This window comes from Nonomuraea sp. B208 (genome assembly GCF_057536035.1).
Genome location: NZ_BAAJOU010000009.1, coordinates 23,980 through 40,389, shown reverse-complemented (window position 1 = coordinate 40,389; position 16,410 = coordinate 23,980). Strand labels below are relative to the sequence as shown.

Here is a 16,410-nt window from a genome sequence, read left to right as displayed (position 1 = left end):
CTCCGCGTGGGGGTCAGAGGAGCGGGCGGCGCAGGCCGTGACCGGTCGCCTGCTCGAAAGCGCGCGCCACGCGCAGCACCCGCGCGTCGGCGAACGGCGCGCCCACGATCTGCACCCCCACCGGCAGCCCCTCCGGCGTGAACCCGGCCGGCACCGACGCGGCCGGCGCGTGCAGCACGCTGATCCAGTACGCCGAGCGCATCCACGCCAGGTAGTCCGGCAGCTCCTGCCCGTTGATCTCGCTGACGTACGGGTGCTCGACCGGGAACGGCGGCACCTGGCTGACCGGCGCGATCAACACGTCGTAGACGTCGAAGAAGGCCGCCATACGCTGGTAGAGGCGGCTGCGCGCGCGCTCGGCCCGCGCCAGGTCGGCCCCGGTGACCCGGCGGCCCTGCTCGACGTTCCAGGCCGTGTTGGGGCCGAGGCGGTCGAGGTCGCCGAAGGACAGCGCGTAGTTCCAGGCCCGGTAGGTGCGGAAGGCGTCCTCGGCGTCCGACAGGTCGAGCTCGACCTGCTCCACCCGCGCCCCGAGCCGTTCGAACACGGCCGGCGCCGTGGCGGTGACCGCCGCCGTGCGCGGATCGACGGGCAGCCCGCCGAGGTCGGGGCTCCACGCCACGCGCATCCCCCGCACGCCCTCCTCCGGCTCGGGCGCGAAGAACTCCTTGATCGCGTACGGCGAGCGCCGGTCGAAACCGGCGATCGCGCCCAGCATCAGCGTGACGTCCTCGACCGTACGGGCCATCGGCCCGAGCACCGACAGCGTGTACCAGGCGTTGACGTCGGAGACCACCGGGACCCGGCCGGGGGTGGGCCGCAGGCCCACCACGTTGCAGAACGAGGCCGGGTTGCGCAGCGAGCCGCCCATGTCGGAGCCGTCGGCCAGCGGCACCATGCCGGTGGCCAGCGCCACGGCCGCCCCGCCGCTGCTGCCGCCCGCCGACCTCGACAGGTCGTAGGGGTTCCTGGTCGCGCCGAACACCTCGTTGACCGTGTGGGAGCCGGTGCCGAACTCGGGCGTGTTGGTCTTGCCGATGCTGATCGCGCCGGCCGCGCGCAGCCGCTCGACGATCAGCTCGTCCCGGTCGGGGACGTGGTCGGCGTAGACCGGCGAGCCGTAGGTGGTGCGGATGCCGGCGGTGTCGACGAGGTCCTTGTGCGCGACGGGCACGCCGTGCAGCGGGCCGTCCGGCTCGCGGGCGTCGGCCGCCTTCGCCGCGTCGAGCGCCTGCTCGGCGGCCAGCGTGACGATGGCGTTGACCTGCGGGTTGACCTGGTCGATGCGGTCGAGGCAGGCACGGACCGCCTCGACGGCGCTCACCTGCCTGGTCCTGATCAGTCCGGCCAGCTCGGTCGCGCTGAGGTAGTGCAGTTCGCTCACCCTGACGATCCTGCCCCACGGGGTGCGGGCGGGCGATGGCGAGGGTTGCCGATCGCCGCCCCACCACCCTGTGAAGATCAGGCGCCAGGCCGAGGTCCGGCCGAGACCCGGCGTCAGGCGCCGAGGCAGGGGGCCGCCCTGGGCCCGGTGTCAGGCGCCGAGGCAGGCCGGGCCGAGGAGTTGTTTGAGGTCGCCCATCAGGGCCGGCGACGGGGTGACGCGCAGCCGGTCGTCGACCCGCATCACCGTCGTCCGCGGCCCGTTGTGGACCTGGAGGTGCACCTCCGACGTGCCCGGATGCGTGGTGAGGATCTCCTTCAGCCGGCTCACCACGGGCGGCGTGCAGCGGGTCAGCGGCAGGCTCACCAGCAGCGGCCCGCCGGCCTCCTGGGTGAGGTCGGGCGCCGTCACCTCCATCGCGATGATCTTGCCGATGTCCTCGCGCTTGTCGATGCGCCCCTTGACGAACACGATCGCGTCCTCGGCCAGGATCGTCGAGCAGAGCTGGTAGGCCGACGGGAAGATCATCACCTCGATGGCGCCTTCGAGGTCCTCCAGCTGGGTCAGCACCCAGGTGTCGCCCTTCTTGGTGACCTTGCGCTGCACCCCGCTGAGGATGCCGCCGACCGTCACGATCTGCCCGTCGGGCCGGCTGTCGTCCTGCAGGGCCGCGACCGAGCAGTCGGCCCCGGCCGCCAGGATGTGCTCGACCCCGAACAGCGGGTGGTCGGACACGTAGAGGCCCAGCATCTCCCGCTCGAACTGCAGCAGCGTCGTCTTGTCCCACTCGCCCGGCGGGATCTGCACGTCGAACGTCTGGTCCTCGCCGCCGTCGATCGCGCCGAACAGGGAGTCCTGGCCGATGGCCTCGTTCTTCTTGATGTCGATGATCGCGTCGACGGCCTGCTCGTGCACCATCACCAGGCCCTTGCGGACGTGCCCGAGCGAGTCGAACGCGCCGGCCTTGATCAGCGACTCGATGACGCGCTTGTTGCACACCAGCGCGGGCACCTTGCGCAGGAAGTCCTTGAAGTCGGAGAAGCGGCCCTTCTCCTTGCGCGCGGCGATGATGCCGTCGACGACGTTGGCGCCGACGTTGCGGATGGCCGACAGGCCGAAGCGGATGTCGGTGCCGCGCGGGGTGAAGTCGAAGTCGGAGTCGTTGACGTCCGGCGGGAACACCTTGATGCCCATGCGGCGGCACTCGTTGAGGTAGAGCGCCGACTTGTCCTTGTCGTCCTTGACCGACGACAGCAGCGCGGCCATGTAGGCGGCCGGGTGGTTGGCCTTGAGGTAGGCGGTCCAGTAGGAGACCAGGCCGTAGCCGGCGGTGTGGGCCTTGTTGAAGGCGTAGTCGGAGAAGGGCAGCAGGATGTCCCACAGGGCCTTGACCGCGGCGTCGGAGAAGCCGTTGTCCTTCATGCCCGCCTCGAAGGTCACGAACTGTTTGTCCAGCTCGGACTTCTTCTTCTTGCCCATAGCGCGGCGCAGCAGGTCGGCGCCGCCCAGCGAGTAGTTGGCGACCTTCTGGGCGATGGCCATGACCTGCTCCTGATAGACGATCAGGCCGTAGGTCGTGGACAGGATCTCCGCGAGCGGCTCCTCCAGCTCGGGGTGGATCGGGGTGATCTCCTGGGCGCCGTTCTTGCGCAGCGCGTAGTTGGTGTGGGAGTTGGCGCCCATCGGGCCGGGGCGGTAGAGCGCGAGGGCGGCGGAGATGTCCTCGAAGTTGTCGGGCTTCATCAGGCGCAGCAGGGTGCGCATGCCGCCGCCGTCGAGCTGGAAGATGCCGAGCGTGTCGCCCCGGGCCAGCAGCTCGTATGACTTGCGGTCGTCCAGCGGCAGCTTGAGCAGGTCGATCTTCTCGCCGCTGGTGGCCTCGATCATCTTGAGGCAGTCGTCGATGATCGTGAGGTTGCGCAGGCCCAGGAAGTCCATCTTCAGCAGGCCGAGCGTCTCGCAGGTCGGATAGTCGAACTGCGTGATGATCGCGCCGTCGGAGTCGCGGCGCATGATCGGGATGTGGTCGGTCAGCACCTCGGCGGACATGATCACGCCGGCGGCGTGCACGCCGGTCTGCCGGATCAGGCCCTCCAGGCCGCGCCCGAGGTCGATCGTCGACTTGACGTCGACGTCCTCCTCGTAGAGCTTGCGCAGCTCGCCGGCCTCGGCGTAACGGGGGTGGTCCTTGTCGAAGATGCCCGACAGCGGGATGTCCTTGCCCATGACGGCGGGCGGGAACGCCTTGGAGACCTTGTCGCCCAGCGCGTAGGGGTAGCCGAGGACGCGGCCGGCGTCCTTGATGGCGGCCTTGGCCTTGATGGTGCCGAAGGTGGCGATCATGGCGACCTTGTCGGCGCCCCACTTCTCGGTGACGTAACGGATCACGTCGCCGCGCCTGCGCTCGTCGAAGTCGATGTCGACGTCGGGCATGGACACGCGCTCGGGGTTGAGGAAGCGCTCGAAGATCAGGCCGTGCGGGATCGGGTCGAGGTCGGTGATGCCCAGCGCGTACGCGACCAGCGAGCCGGCCGCCGAGCCACGCCCCGGGCCGACGCGGATGCCGTTGTTCTTGGCCCACATGATGAAGTCGGCGACCACGAGGAAGTAGCTCGGGAAGCCCATCTGGATGATGACCCGCAGCTCGTTCTCGGCCCACTCGCGGTGCTCGTCGTCGACGCCCTCGGGGAAACGGCGCTCCAGGCCCTTCCAGACCTCCTGCCGGAAGAACGCCTCCTCGGTCATCCCCTCGGGGACGGGGAAGGTCGGCATGAGGTTCTTGTAGGTGAAGAACCCCTCGGGATCGACCTTCTCGGCCACCAGCAGGGTGTTGCGGCAGCCCTCGGCCCACAGGTCGGAGGAGTCGACGGCGCGCATCTCGTCGGCGGTCTTGATGTAGTAGCCGGTGCCGTCGAAGCGGAAGCGGTCGGGGTCGGACAGCTGCTTGCCGGTCTGGATGCACAGGAGGGCGTCGTGCGAGGCGGCGTCGGACTCGTAGGTGTAGTGGGAGTCGTTGGTGACGAGGGGCGGGATGCCCAGCTCCTTGCTGATGCGGGTCAGCCCGTCGCGGACGCGGCGCTCGATGTCGAGGCCGTGGTCCATGATCTCCAGGAAGAAGTTGTCCTTGCCGAAGATGTCCTGATATTTCGCGGCGGCCTTGAGCGCCTCGTCGTACTGGCCGAGGCGCAGCCGGGTCTGCACCTCGCCCGAGGGGCAGCCGGTGGTGGCCATGAGGCCCTCGGAGTGCTCGGCGAGGATCTCGGCGTCCATGCGGGCCCACTTGCGCACGAACCCCTCGGTGTAGGCGCGCGAGCTGAGCTTCATCAGGTTGTGCAGGCCCGTCTTGTTGCGGGCCCAGATCGTCATGTGGGTGTAGTAGCCGCCCGCCGAGACGTCGTCCCTCTTCTGGTGCGGCTCGCCCCACAGCACCGGGCGCTTGTTGTGGCGCAGCTCCGGCGCGACGTACGCCTCGATGCCGATGATCGGCTTGATGCCGGCGCCGGTGGCCTGCTTGTAGAAGTCGTAGGCGCCGTGCATGTTGCCGTGGTCGGTGATGGCGATCGCCGGCATGCCGAGGTCGCCGACCTGTTTGAACATCTGCTTCAGCCGGGCGGCGCCGTCCAGCATCGAGTATTCGGTGTGCACGTGCAGATGGACGAACGAGTCGCTGGACGACATGGAGCGGCGCCTCCCGGGTCTGCCTGACGGTGCCCGCCGGACGATGGCGGTGGTCCGACTCTAGTGGCCCGCGCCGACATCCTGGAGCCGCCCCGCGACGATCGCCGGGGGCTCTTCCTGACGGGTTCGCGGACGGCGCGCCGGTGGCTCACGCGATCAGCGGCGCCGATATCGTCGTGACCACGGAACGTAGCGGGAAGGACGCGGAGTGCGCACGCAGACCGACGAGGGTTACTCGCACGCGCTGGGCAACCGGCAGGTCCAGATGATCGCGATCGGCGGCGCGATCGGGGTGGGGCTGTTCCTCGGCGCGGGCGGCCGGCTGCAGGCCACCGGGCCCGCGCTGGTGCTGTCGTACGCCGCGGCCGGCCTCGCCGCCTTCTTCGTCATGCGGGCGCTCGGCGAGCTCGTGCTCTACCGGCCCACGTCGGGGTCGTTCGTCGAGTACGCCGGCGAGTTCATCGGCCCGTGGGCGGCCTTCGCCAGCGGGTGGATGTACTGGGTCAACTGGGCGTTCACCGGCATCGCCGAGCTGACCGCGATCGCCGCGTACATCCACTACTGGGCGCCCGCCTTCCCCCAGGCGCTGACGGCGCTGATCGCGCTCGGCTTCGTCCTCGTGGTCAACCTGCTGTCGGTGCGGCTGTTCGGCGAGCTGGAGTTCTGGTTCGCGCTGCTGAAGGTGCTGGCGATCACCGTCTTCCTCGTCGTCGGCCTGGTGCTGGTGGTCTTCTCGGTCGGCGGGGCCGGGCCGGCCAACCTGGTCGCGCACGGCGGGTTCACCCCGACCGGGCTGCCCATGGTGCTGATGAGCCTGCAGTCGGTGGTGTTCGCGTACGCCTCGATCGAGCTGGTCGGCATCGCGGCGGGCGAGACGGCGCGGCCCCGCGAGGTGATGCCGAAGGCCGTCAACGGCGTGGTGTGGCGCATCGCGGTCTTCTACGTGGGGTCGGTGCTGCTGCTGGCGATGGTGCTGCCGTGGACGGCGTACCGGGCGGGGGTGTCGCCGTTCGTGACCGTCTTCTCCGGGCTCGGCGTGCCGTGGGCGGCCGACGCCATGAACCTCGTCGTCATCACGGCGGCCCTGTCCTCGTGCAACTCCGGCCTGTACGCGACCGGGCGCATCCTGCGGTCGATGGCAAGGAAGGGCGAGGCGCCGGGGTTCGCCGCCGCGCTGAGCAGGCGGCACGTGCCCGTCGGGGGCATCGTGTTCACGGCGCTCACGTTCCTCAGCGGGGTCGTGCTGTTCTACTTCCTGCCGGAGCGGGCGTTCAACATCGCCACGGCGGGCGCCTCGCTCGGCGTGGTCACCACCTGGGGGGTGCTCGTCTACTGCCAGCTGCGGCTGCGGCGGGCGGGGCACCGCTCGGCGTTCCCCATGCCCGGCTCGCCCGTCACCAACTGGCTGACGCTGGCGTTCCTGGCGCTGGTGGTGCTGCTGATGCCGTTCGCCGACCGCGATCAGCGGGTGGCGTTCTTCCTCATCCCGGCGCTGGTCGCGGCCATCGCCGCGGGGTGGCTGCTGGTGCGCAGGCGGCGTGACGGGCCTGCGGGGGCCCTCGCGGCTCCCGAAGGGCGGCCGGAGACGGGTTAGTCTCGATGCGGCACGAAGTCCGCCGTCCGGGGGGAGGCCGCACTGGACACGACCGAGCCCGATCTCGCCCACCGAGCGACCGAGCCCGCCTCGCCCACCCTCACAGAACCCGTCCCGACTGAGCCCGTCCCGACTGAGCCCGTCCCGACTGAGCCCGTCCCGACTGAGCCCGTCCCGACTGAGCCCGTCCCGACTGAGGCCGTGCCGCCGTCCTCCCGCCCGCCGTCGCCCGAGCGGGGCCTGGGGTGGGCGCGGTGGCGGGGGGCGCCGGGGCGGGTCGTCGCCGCGGTCGTGCTGGGGGTCGTCCTCGCGGTCGCCTGCCTGCCGCTCGGCGTGGTGCCGACACTGGCCTGCGCCGTCCTCGGCCTCGGCTGCCCTGACCTGACCGCGCCTACCGGCCGGCTTCCCGAGCGGGTCCGCCTCACGCCGCTCCAGGCGGCGCAGAGCGGCGCGTACGTCGGCCTCGGCGACTCCTACTCCTCCGGCGAAGGCGTCTACGACCAGGACACCGAGCCGGTCAACGACGGCGCCGACCGCTGCCACCGGGCCGGCGGCTCGTACGTCCCCGTGATCGCCGAGACCTACCGCTTCCCCGGCGGCACCGCCTTCTACGCCTGCAGCGGCGCCACGACCGGCCAGCTCCTCACCGGCCAGTGGGGCCACCCCCCGCAGATCAGCCGGGTCGGCCCGGAGGCGAGCCTGATCACGCTGAGCATCGGCGGCAACGACGCGGGCTTCTCCAGGGTCCTGACCGCCTGCATCGCCAAACTGCCCTGGTCGTCGGCCTGCGTCGACCAGGACGCCGCCGTCGGACGCCGCATCGAGCAACTGCGCGCCGACATGCTCAAGGTGCTGCGCGAGCTGCGCGGCCGCGCGCCCGAGGCGCGGATCATCGTCCTCGGCTACCCCCGGCCGTTCCCGCAGGACCCGGTGGCCTCCGTCGACAACCTGAGCGCCGCCGACCAGCGGTGGATCAACGGCGTGGCCCGGCGGCTCAACGACACGGTCGGGTCCGTGGTGCGCGACTTCGACCGCGCCATCGCGGCGTTCGGCGGGCCGGGCAGCGCCGAATACGTGGACGCCTACGAGGCCTTCACCGGGCACGAGGTGGGGCGGCAGCAGCCCTACCTGAACGGGCTGGCGCTGGACATGGACCCGATCAACGTCAACGCCCGCAGCTACCACCCGACGGGCGAGGGTTACCGGCGCTTCGCCGAGCTGATCATCCAGCAGATCGCCGCCGGCCCGGGCCGCCCGCTCAACAACTACCGCCTCACCACCAGCCCCTGACCCCGCCCGCCGCGTGAAGCGGGGTGGAGGGGGTCAGTGGTGGTGGCCGCGTTCCTCGGCCAGGTGGAGGCCCGCCTCGATGACGGCGTTCATGACGGGGGCCAGCCGGGCCTCGCCGAGTGACGGCGCGCGCAGGGCCATGCGGGCCACCAGGGCGCGTTCCCTGGCCAGGTCGCGCCCGGCGAAGCCGCCGACGGGCTTGAGACGCTGGACGGTGCCCGCGAGGGCGGCACGCCGTTCGAGGAGGGTGGCCAGGGCGGCGTCCACGCGGTCGATGGCGGCCCGGCACTCGGGGATCGTCGCGGGCGACTCGGGCCGCAGCAACGCCCCCACGACCGTCACGGCCTCCTCGGCCATCCGCCACGCCGTCAGCGCCTCCGCCTTCGCGTCCTGGCCGGTCGTCCCCCGCCGTACGGCGCCACCGCGCGGAAGGGGCGGCGTCCCGTACGGCAAGGCCGGGGCGAGTCGGAGGTGGGCGGGGGCGTGGACGATGAGCCCGTCGGCTCCGGCGGCGACGGCGGCCGCGGACAGGCCGGGGTCGGCCGAGACGTCGGCCAGCACCGGCCGTCCCGACGCCGTGCGGGCCGCCCGCAGCAGCCCGAGGTCGAGCGGGCCACGCTCACAGAGGATCACCCGCCCGTCGCCCTCCAGGGCGCAGTAGTCCGCCAGCCCGAGCCACTCCCCCAGCGGCGCGCCCGCCCGCCGCTCGACGACGACCGGCAGCCCGAGCTCCGCCGCCGCCCGTACGAGCGGGATGTCGCGCGTCCACGCCGCCCCCACCACGACCGCGTCCGCGAGCGCGGCGACGGCCGGCAGGTCGGCGGCGGTGCGCGGCTCGGCGAGCACGGCCGCGGCCCCCTCACGGGCCGGCGCGCCCTCCGGAGCGCCTTCGACGAGCGCGCCCGGCAGTCCACGGGCCTCCCGCAGCACCTCGTACGCGTCCGCCTCCGCCGGATGGGCCCGCAGGCTCACCCGGTCCCCGATCACCACGGCGGGCCCCTCGCCCACCAGCAGGTCACCGACGGCCACCGCGTGCCGTTCCAAGGTCGACGACATGACCGAACCCTCTCTGCACAGGCCGGCCCACACGCCATGCGGACAGGAGCCGGCGGGAATACAAAAAGGCAGAGACGGGTGCGTCTCTGCCTTGTGCCGGCTCCAGGTGGTCGCTAGCTGCCGACCGGCCCTCCCGGAGCCGGCTCGGTAAACACCTGGCGACAAGTCATGCGAGCAGCCTACACCCTGTTCTCACCTGCTGGACGGCCCTTCTCGTATGGCGGACTGTCCTTCGCGCGAGTCGCCGATGATCCCCCGCTATGGGAGTATTTCTTGGCCGAGAGGGAGGGTTTGAGGCCGTTGATGTCGGATCGTAAGCAGGCAGGACGTCGCATCGCCGGCCGCTACCAGCTGCAGGAGATCATCGGCCGGGGCGGGATGGGCATCGTCTGGCGAGCCCACGACGAGCTGCTCGACCGCACCGTCGCGGTCAAGGAGGTCCGCTACGCGGCCGCCCTGGGCGAGGAAGTGCAGCTCCTGAACCGGCGCACGATGCGCGAGGCGAGGGCGGCGGCCAGGTTCGAGCACCCCAACGTGATCGTCGTGCACGACGTGATCGAGGAGGACGACCGTCCCTGGATCGTCATGCAGCTCGTGCAGTCGCGCTCACTGGGGACGGTCATCAAGCAGGAGGGGCCGCTGCCGCCCAAGCGGGTGGCCGAGATCGGCATCGCCGTGCTCGACGCGCTGCACCGCGCGCACGAGGCGGGCGTGCTGCACCGCGACGTCAAGCCCGAGAACGTGCTGCTGGCCGACGACGGCCGCGTGGTGCTCACCGACTTCGGCATCGCCACGCTGGAGACCGAGACGCAGCTCACGGTGACGGGCCTGGCGGGCACGCCGGCGTTCATCGCCCCCGAGCGGCTGAAGGGGCTGCCCGCGCGGCGCGAGTCCGACCTGTGGTCGCTGGGCGCCACCCTCTACACGGCGGTGGAGGGCCGCTCTCCGCACGAGCGCGGCATGGCGCTGGCGACCATGCACGCCGTGCTGACCGACGAGCCCGACCCCGCGCCGCACGCGGGCCCGCTGGCCGACGTGATCGCCGGACTGCTGGCCAAGGAGCCGGTGCAGCGGCTGACGTACGAGGAGGCCGAGCGCATGCTGCGCGGGGCGATCGCGCAGGCGAGCCCGTCGGCCACCACGCAGTTCCCGGCCTCCGCGCCGCGCGAGACCAGGTCGTCCGCGAAGCCGGCCCGGCCGCGCAGGCAGCCCTACCAGCCCAAGCCGCCCGCCGAGGACGACACCCCCACCGATCCCGACCTCCTGCCCGCCGCCGGCACGCCGCCCGAGACGGGCGCCAGGCTCACGCCGGTGACCGCCGGCCCGAAGCCGCCCGCGGAGTCCACCATGGACGCGGCCTCGCCGTCGGAGCAGAAGCGGCCCGGCCCGGTGATCGCGGCGGCGCTCGCGGTCCTGCTCATCGCGGGCGTGGCCGGCTACCTCGGCCTGCGTTCCGGCCCCGGCGACGACACCGGCGACGCCGGCGCCTCCACGGCGGGCGTGAGCACGGCGGCGTCCCCTCCGGCCCCGCCGTCCTCGCCGTCGGCGAGCGAGGGCACGCCGACGGACGGCCCGTCGCCGAGCGCCTCCGCCACGCCGAGCCCCACGGCCACGCCGAGCGCCTCCCCGAGCGCGTCCCCGAGCGAGGAGAAGACCGCCGAGGCCGCGCTGCCCAAGGGCTGGAAGTGGTACAAGGACAAGAAGATGGGCTTCACCATCGGCCTGCCTCCCGGCTGGGACGTCTGGGACCGCAGCGGGCTGCAGGTCAAGTTCAAGGGTCCGGGGGCGGCGTCCAACGCGTACGTCATGGTCGAGGAGGCCGCCAAGCCGGGCAAGGACCCGTACAAGGACTGGAAGAAGCAGGAGCCGGTGCTGAAGCACAACTTCGGCGGCTACAAGAAGCTCGACATCAAGCGCGTCGACTACCAGAAGTCCGCCGCCGACTGGGACTTCACCTGGAACACCAACACCGGCAAGACGCGGGTGCGCAACCGGGGCTTCGTCACCGACAACGGGCGCGCGTACGCCATCTACTGGCACACGCTCAACAGCCACTGGAAGGCCGACTACCGCTTCTTCGAAGGGTTCTGCGCGTCGTTCAAACCGGCCAAGTAGGCTTCCCGCCGTGCGTGTCAGCAACCGCTACCGTCTCCTCGAACCCCTCGGCGAGGGCGGCATGGGCGTGGTCTGGCGGGCCTACGACGAGCTGCTCGACCGGACCGTCGCGATCAAGGAGGTCCGCTACGCCGGCGTCGGCGACGAGCGGCGGGCCGAGCTCAACCGGCGCACCATCAGGGAGGCGAGGGCGGCGGGCCGCCTGGACCACCCGTCGGTGGTGGTCGTCCACGACGTGGTCGAGGAGGACGGCCGGCCGTGGATCGTGATGCAGCTCGTACGCTCGCGCTCGCTCGCGCAGGTGGTGCGCGAGCAGGGGCCGCTGCCGGTCGGCCAGGTGGCGGTGATCGGCGGCCGGGTGCTGGACGCGCTGCGGGCCGCGCACGCCACCGGGGTGCTGCACCGTGACGTCAAACCGGAGAACGTGCTGCTGGCCGACGACGGCCGGGTGGTGCTGACCGACTTCGGCATCGCCTCGCTGGAGGCCGAGGCGGGGCTGACGGCGACCGGCGGGCTGGTGGGCACGCCCGCGTACATGCCGCCGGAGCGGCTGAACGGCGAGCCCGCTCGGCCGGAGTCCGACCTGTGGGCGCTGGGGGCGACGCTGTACGCGGCGGTGGAGGGCGAGCCGCCGTTCAAGCGCGAGTCGTGGGCGGCGACCGTGGCGGCGGTCCTGCGCGACCAGCCCGAGCCGCCGCGCCGGGCGGGGGCGCTCGCGCCGGTCGTCATGGGGCTGCTCCACCGGGACCCGGCCGGCCGGCTGCCGGCCGGGGAGGCGGCACGCCTGCTGCACGAAATCGCCACCGCCCAGACGACGCCCTCCGCACCCTTCCCCGGCCCCGCCGGCCAGTTCTCCGGCCCCTCCGGGCAACCTCCCGCCCTCTCCGGGCAGCCTCCCGGCCCTGGCACACCCTTCCCCGGCCCCTCCGGGCAGTTCTCCGACCCTGCCGGGCAGGTCTCCGGCCCCCCGGGGCACCCTCCTGCCCCCTTCGGGCCGCCCCTCGGCCCCGCCGGGCAGGCGCCCCACTCCTTCGGGCAGGTGCCCGCCGCCCCGGGCGGGCCGCACGCGACGCAGGAGCCGGGTCGGGCGCACATCACGGTGCCGGAGGGGCGGTCCCGGCGCGGCAGGGGGCCGCTGGCCGTCGGGGCGGCCGTCGTGGCCGCGCTGGCGGCGCTCGGCGCACTCGGCGTGGGGGGCTGGATGCTGTACGACCGCTCGGCCTCCCCCCAGACGTCCTCCCCGGCGGCCCACCCGACAGCGACCGACCTGACGGCCATCGGCCCGACGACCGGCCCGACGGAAACCGATCCGACAGGGGCCGATCCGACGACGGCGACCGATCAACCGGAGCCGACGCCGTCCGTCACCTCCTCGCCCAACCCCACGACCCGCCCCCTCCCCGCAGGCTGGCGTACGCTCACCAACTCGGCGGGCGGCTTCACCATCGGCCTCCCCAAGGGCTGGCGGGCCACGAAGAACCCCGACAGGGACAGCATCCGCCTCACCGGCCCCGACACCCCCGGCGCCCTGATCGTCGAGTGGACCGTCCCCGACATCCCGTGGCAGGACCCGAAAGCCCACTGGCTGGGCCTCGAACGGGAGATCCGCGCCAAGGGCGAGTTCCGCGACTACACCCGCATCGGCATCACCGGCGTCAGGTACCTTGGACGGGAAGCCGCCGACTGGGAGTTCACCCGGACCCGCTCCGGGACCCTCATCCACGTCGTCAACCGCGGCTTCCACACCGCCGACGGCCGCCCGTTCGCCCTCTACTGGGAGACCCTCGACTCCCGCTGGGCCCGCGACCGTCACTACTTCGACGCCTTCGTGAGGACCTTCCGCCCTCAGTGAAGGCCCGGACCCGTGAGCAGAGAACAGGCGTGAAAGAGCTGGCCCACTTCTGGCGGCACCCCGCGGTGCCGGAGACCGACCTGCTCAAGGCCCGCTACGTCACCCACCGCTTCTCCCGCCACGTCCACGACGGTTACGCCATCGGCGTGATCGTCAGGGGCGTGGAGGAGTTCGACTACCGGGGCACCACCCATCGGGCGGGCGCGGGCGAGCTGGTGCTGGTCAACCCCGAGTCGGTGCACACGGGCCAGGCGGGCACGCCGGAGGGCTGGTCGTACCGGATGCTCTACCCGTCGATCGAGGCGCTGACCACGATCGCGGCCGAGCTGCGCGCCCCCTACGCGACGCCGCACTTCCCGCGCCAGGTGGTCCGCGACGAGGCGGTCGCGGCGCTGCTGGCGCGGGCCCACCAGGCGGCCGAGCGGGGTGACGCGCTGGCCGCGTCCACGCTGAGCCGGACGATGTTCGCCCGGCTGCTGACCCGCCACGCCGCGCCCCGCCCGGTGCGGCCGCTGTCGCCCGCGGGCGGCCGGGCCGTGCGGGAGGCTCTGGAGCTGCTGCACGAGAGCCTGGTGGACCCGCCCGCGCTGGAGGAGCTGGCCGCGGCGGTGGGGGCGCGGCCGTTCGGGCTGCTGCGGGCGTTCAAGGAGGCGACGGGGCTGCCGCCGCACGCGTACCTGACCTCGCTCCGCGTACGCACCGCGCGCCGCCTGCTGGAGGACGGCGTACGGCCGGCGCAGGTGGCCGCCGAGGTGGGGTTCACCGACCAGGCGCACCTCACCCGGCACTTCCGCCGGATCGTGGGGGTTCCGCCGGCCGCCTATCAACGTGCCGCAGGAACGTACAAGACGGACGAAACGCCCGGCACCTAACCTCCTGGCCATGGATGGAACGACACATCGTCCCGCCGCCGTGCGGGACGGTCTGGGCGTGGGCCTGGCCGTGGGGCTGTCAGGGATCGCCTTCGGGGCCGCCGCCGTCACCGCGGGGCTGAGCGTGCCGCAGGCGTGCGTGCTGAGCCTGCTGACGTTCACGGGCGCCTCCCAGTTCGCGCTGACCGGAGCCGTCGGCGCGGGCGGCGACCCGCTGGCCGCCGTCGCCGGCGCGCTGCTGCTCGGCGGCCGCAACACCCTCTACGGCCTGCGCCTCGCCGACCTGCTCCGGGTACGCGGCCCCCGGCGGCTGCTGGCCGCGCACGGCGTGATCGACGAGACCGCGGCCGTCGCGCTCGCCCAGCCTGACAGGGAATCGGCGCGCACGGGCTTCACGGTCACCTTCGTCAGCCTCTACATCGCCTGGAACCTGACGACGCTCGCGGGCGCGTACGGCACCGCGTTCCTCGGCGACCCCGGCGCCCTCGGGCTGGACGTGGTGGGACCGGCCGCGTTCCTCGCCATTCTCTGGCCCCGGCTGAGCGCGAGCCGCGAGCTGCGCGCGCTCGCGGCGGGCGCGGCGGCGCTCGCGCTGTGCGCCACGCCGTTCCTGTCGCCGGGCGTCCCTGTGCTGCTGTCGGCCGCGGCCGTGCTGCCGGCCCTGATCCGGAGGTGAGGCGGCGATGACGTTGTGGTGGGCGATCGCCGCCCTGTGCGCGGGCTGCTACGCGCTGAAGCTCTCGGGACTGGCCGCGCCGCGGTGGGTGCTGGAGCATCCCGTGGTACGCAGGTTCGCCGAGCTGGTGCCGGTGGCGCTGCTGGCCGCGCTGATCGCGGTCCAGACGTTCACCGAGGCGGGCGAGCTGCACGTCGACCCGGCCCGTACGGCGGGGCTCGCCGCGGCGGTGGTCGCGCTGCTGCTGCGGGCGCCGTTCCTCGCCGTGCTGTTCGCCGCGGCGGCGGTGACCGCGCTTGCCCGGCTGCTTCTGGGGTAGTCGCGATGCATGTCCGATTCAGCGGCGGTGATGGTCGGCGGGAGATATCGGCTGCTCAAGGCGATCGGCAAGGGCGGCATGGGCAAGGTCTGGCAGGCGCATGACGAGGTGCTGGGCCGGGACGTGGCGGTCAAGGAGGTCCTGCCTCCGCCCGACCTGACCGGCCCTGAGCGCGAGGTGTTCTCCCGGCGCACCTTCCGCGAGGCCAGGGCGGCGGGCCGGGTGGCGCATCCGGGCGTGGCCACGGTGTACGACGTCCTGGAGGAGGACGGGCACCCCTGGATCGTCATGCAGCTCGTCCGTTCGCGCACGCTCGGCGAGGCGATCAGGGAGGACGGGCCGCTGTCCCCGTACGACGCCGCGCAGATCGGCGTGCAGCTGCTCCAGGCGCTGCGCGCCGCGCACGCCGCCGGGGTGCTGCACCGCGACGTCAAACCGGACAACGTGCTGCTCGCCGAGGACGGCCGGGCCGTGCTGACCGACTTCGGCATCGCCACCACCGAGGACGACAGCACCGTCACCCGTACGGGCGTCCTCATCGGGACGCCCGCCTTCATCGCGCCCGAGCGGGCGGCGGGCGGGCGCGCCTCGCCCGCGTCGGACCTGTGGTCGTTAGGCGTCACGCTCTACCAGGCCGTCGAGGGCCACTCCCCGTTCCAGCGCACCAACCCCTTGACCACGCTGGGCGCGGTCATGCACGCCAAGCCGGAGCCGGCGACCCACGCGGGCGCGCTCGCCCCGGTGCTGGACGGGCTGCTGCGCAAGAACCCGAACGAACGCATGACGCTGGACGAGGCCGAACGACGGCTCACCGCGATCGTCATGGGCGCCGCCCCCGACCCGGCGCGGGCCACCAGGATCATGCCCACCCCCGTGGCGGGCGCGGCCGGGCTGGACGCGGGGACGGTCCCGGGCGGACCGGCCGGCGGCGCGGCGGACGCCTACGCGGGCGGGGAGACGCGACCGGCGAACGCCGGCGCCCAGGCGGCGTACGGCGGCATCGCAGCGGCGGGCGGGGATCACCGGGCGGCAGGTGCGGGCGCAGGCGCAGGTGCAGCGGCGGGCGCAGGTGCGGGCGCGGCTTTCGGGGCGGGGAGGCGGCGGCGCGGGTTCGCGCTGGCGGCGCTCGCCGGAGGCGTGGTCCTGGTGGCCGCGGCCACCGGCGGCGCGGCCTGGTGGTCGAGCCGCGCGTCGGACACGGAACGCCCTCCGTCGTCCACCCAGCCGGCCGTCGTCACCGAGTCCTCCTCACGACCCTCAGCCGAGAAGGAGGAGTCCCGCCCGGCGGACACCGAGCCGCCGTCCCGGCCGAGCGGCGAGGCGCCGGCGCCCCAGCGGTCACCGGACCCCACGCCCTCCCCCACCGGCGATCGCCCGACCCAGAGGAAGACCCCCGCCAGGACCTCGGCCCCGGCCGACGACAAAGGCAACAAGGGCAACAAAGGCGGCAAAGACCGCAAGGACGAGAACGGCGGGGACGACAACGGCGGCGGCGAGAAACGGGACACCGGCGAAGGGGACGACCAGCCGTCCGACCCGGAAACGTCCGGCGTGATCGAGGGGTCGCAGTGACC

At 72.9% G+C, this 16,410-nt stretch carries 11 protein-coding genes; 8 read left to right on the top strand and 3 right to left on the bottom strand.

Annotation, left to right across the window (positions count from 1 at the left end):
• Positions 1–13 precede the first annotated feature (13 nt).
• Entirely contained in the window at positions 14–1,384 is a 1,371-nt protein-coding gene (locus AC27IY_RS04325; protein WP_344214912.1) for an amidase, read from the bottom strand.
• A gap of 150 nt (positions 1,385–1,534) precedes the next feature.
• The gene (dnaE, locus tag AC27IY_RS04320) at positions 1,535–5,062 is read right to left on the bottom strand and encodes a DNA polymerase III subunit alpha (protein ID WP_423452722.1); all 3,528 of its coding nucleotides are present in this window, start codon (positions 5,060–5,062) and stop codon (positions 1,535–1,537) included.
• A 208-nt stretch (positions 5,063–5,270) separates the two neighbouring features.
• On the opposite strand from dnaE, the gene AC27IY_RS04315 reads away from it, so the two are divergent.
• Positions 5,271–6,656, top strand: coding sequence for an amino acid permease (locus AC27IY_RS04315; protein WP_449944966.1), 1,386 nt, complete (start codon positions 5,271–5,273; stop codon positions 6,654–6,656).
• A gap of 201 nt (positions 6,657–6,857) precedes the next feature.
• Positions 6,858–7,946 (top strand): SGNH/GDSL hydrolase family protein, encoded by a 1,089-nt coding sequence (locus tag AC27IY_RS04310; RefSeq protein ID WP_487177178.1) that lies wholly within the window; start codon positions 6,858–6,860, stop codon positions 7,944–7,946.
• Between the two features lie 33 nt (positions 7,947–7,979).
• Here AC27IY_RS04310 and AC27IY_RS04305 read toward each other — a convergent pair whose 3' ends face one another.
• Positions 7,980–8,303, bottom strand: a complete 324-nt coding sequence (locus tag AC27IY_RS04305; protein ID WP_364446252.1) for a chorismate mutase — start codon at positions 8,301–8,303, stop codon at positions 7,980–7,982.
• Between the two features lie 1,002 nt (positions 8,304–9,305).
• Here AC27IY_RS04305 and AC27IY_RS04300 point away from each other — a divergent pair.
• Genes AC27IY_RS04300 through AC27IY_RS04275 form a run of 6 tightly spaced genes read left to right on the top strand, consistent with a single transcriptional unit; the run spans position 9,306 to position 16,408 of the window.
• The gene (locus AC27IY_RS04300; protein ID WP_423452725.1) at positions 9,306–11,117 is read left to right on the top strand and encodes a serine/threonine-protein kinase; all 1,812 of its coding nucleotides are present in this window, start codon (positions 9,306–9,308) and stop codon (positions 11,115–11,117) included.
• 10 nt (positions 11,118–11,127) lie between these two features.
• On the top strand, positions 11,128–12,969 hold the full coding sequence (locus AC27IY_RS04295; RefSeq protein WP_487177177.1) for a protein kinase domain-containing protein: 1,842 nt from the start codon (positions 11,128–11,130) through the stop codon (positions 12,967–12,969).
• Positions 12,970–12,998: 29 nt separating this feature from the next.
• A complete protein-coding gene (locus tag AC27IY_RS04290) occupies positions 12,999–13,841 on the top strand; it encodes an AraC family transcriptional regulator (protein ID WP_423452727.1) in 843 nt (280 codons plus the stop codon).
• 10 nt (positions 13,842–13,851) lie between these two features.
• Complete coding sequence (locus AC27IY_RS04285) at positions 13,852–14,517, top strand: AzlC family ABC transporter permease (protein ID WP_487177176.1); 666 nt, start codon at positions 13,852–13,854, stop codon at positions 14,515–14,517.
• A gap of 7 nt (positions 14,518–14,524) precedes the next feature.
• Complete coding sequence (locus AC27IY_RS04280; protein WP_344214897.1) at positions 14,525–14,836, top strand: AzlD domain-containing protein; 312 nt, start codon at positions 14,525–14,527, stop codon at positions 14,834–14,836.
• 9 nt (positions 14,837–14,845) lie between these two features.
• A complete protein-coding gene (locus AC27IY_RS04275; protein WP_487177175.1) occupies positions 14,846–16,408 on the top strand; it encodes a serine/threonine-protein kinase in 1,563 nt (520 codons plus the stop codon).
• The last annotated feature ends 2 nt before the right edge of the window (positions 16,409–16,410 follow it).

Bases quoted from the DNA above. Each gene is read 5' to 3' on its own strand.
- dnaE (WP_423452722.1), bottom strand. From the start codon at position 5,062: ATGTCGTCCAGCGACTCGTTCGTCCATCTGCACGTGCACACCGAATAC.
- AC27IY_RS04305 (WP_364446252.1), bottom strand. From the start codon at position 8,303: ATGGCCGAGGAGGCCGTGACGGTCGTGGGGGCGTTGCTGCGGCCCGAG.
- AC27IY_RS04300 (WP_423452725.1), top strand. From the start codon at position 9,306: ATGTCGGATCGTAAGCAGGCAGGACGTCGCATCGCCGGCCGCTACCAG.
- AC27IY_RS04285 (WP_487177176.1), top strand. From the start codon at position 13,852: ATGGATGGAACGACACATCGTCCCGCCGCCGTGCGGGACGGTCTGGGC.
- AC27IY_RS04280 (WP_344214897.1), top strand. From the start codon at position 14,525: ATGACGTTGTGGTGGGCGATCGCCGCCCTGTGCGCGGGCTGCTACGCG.
- AC27IY_RS04275 (WP_487177175.1), top strand. From the start codon at position 14,846: ATGTCCGATTCAGCGGCGGTGATGGTCGGCGGGAGATATCGGCTGCTC.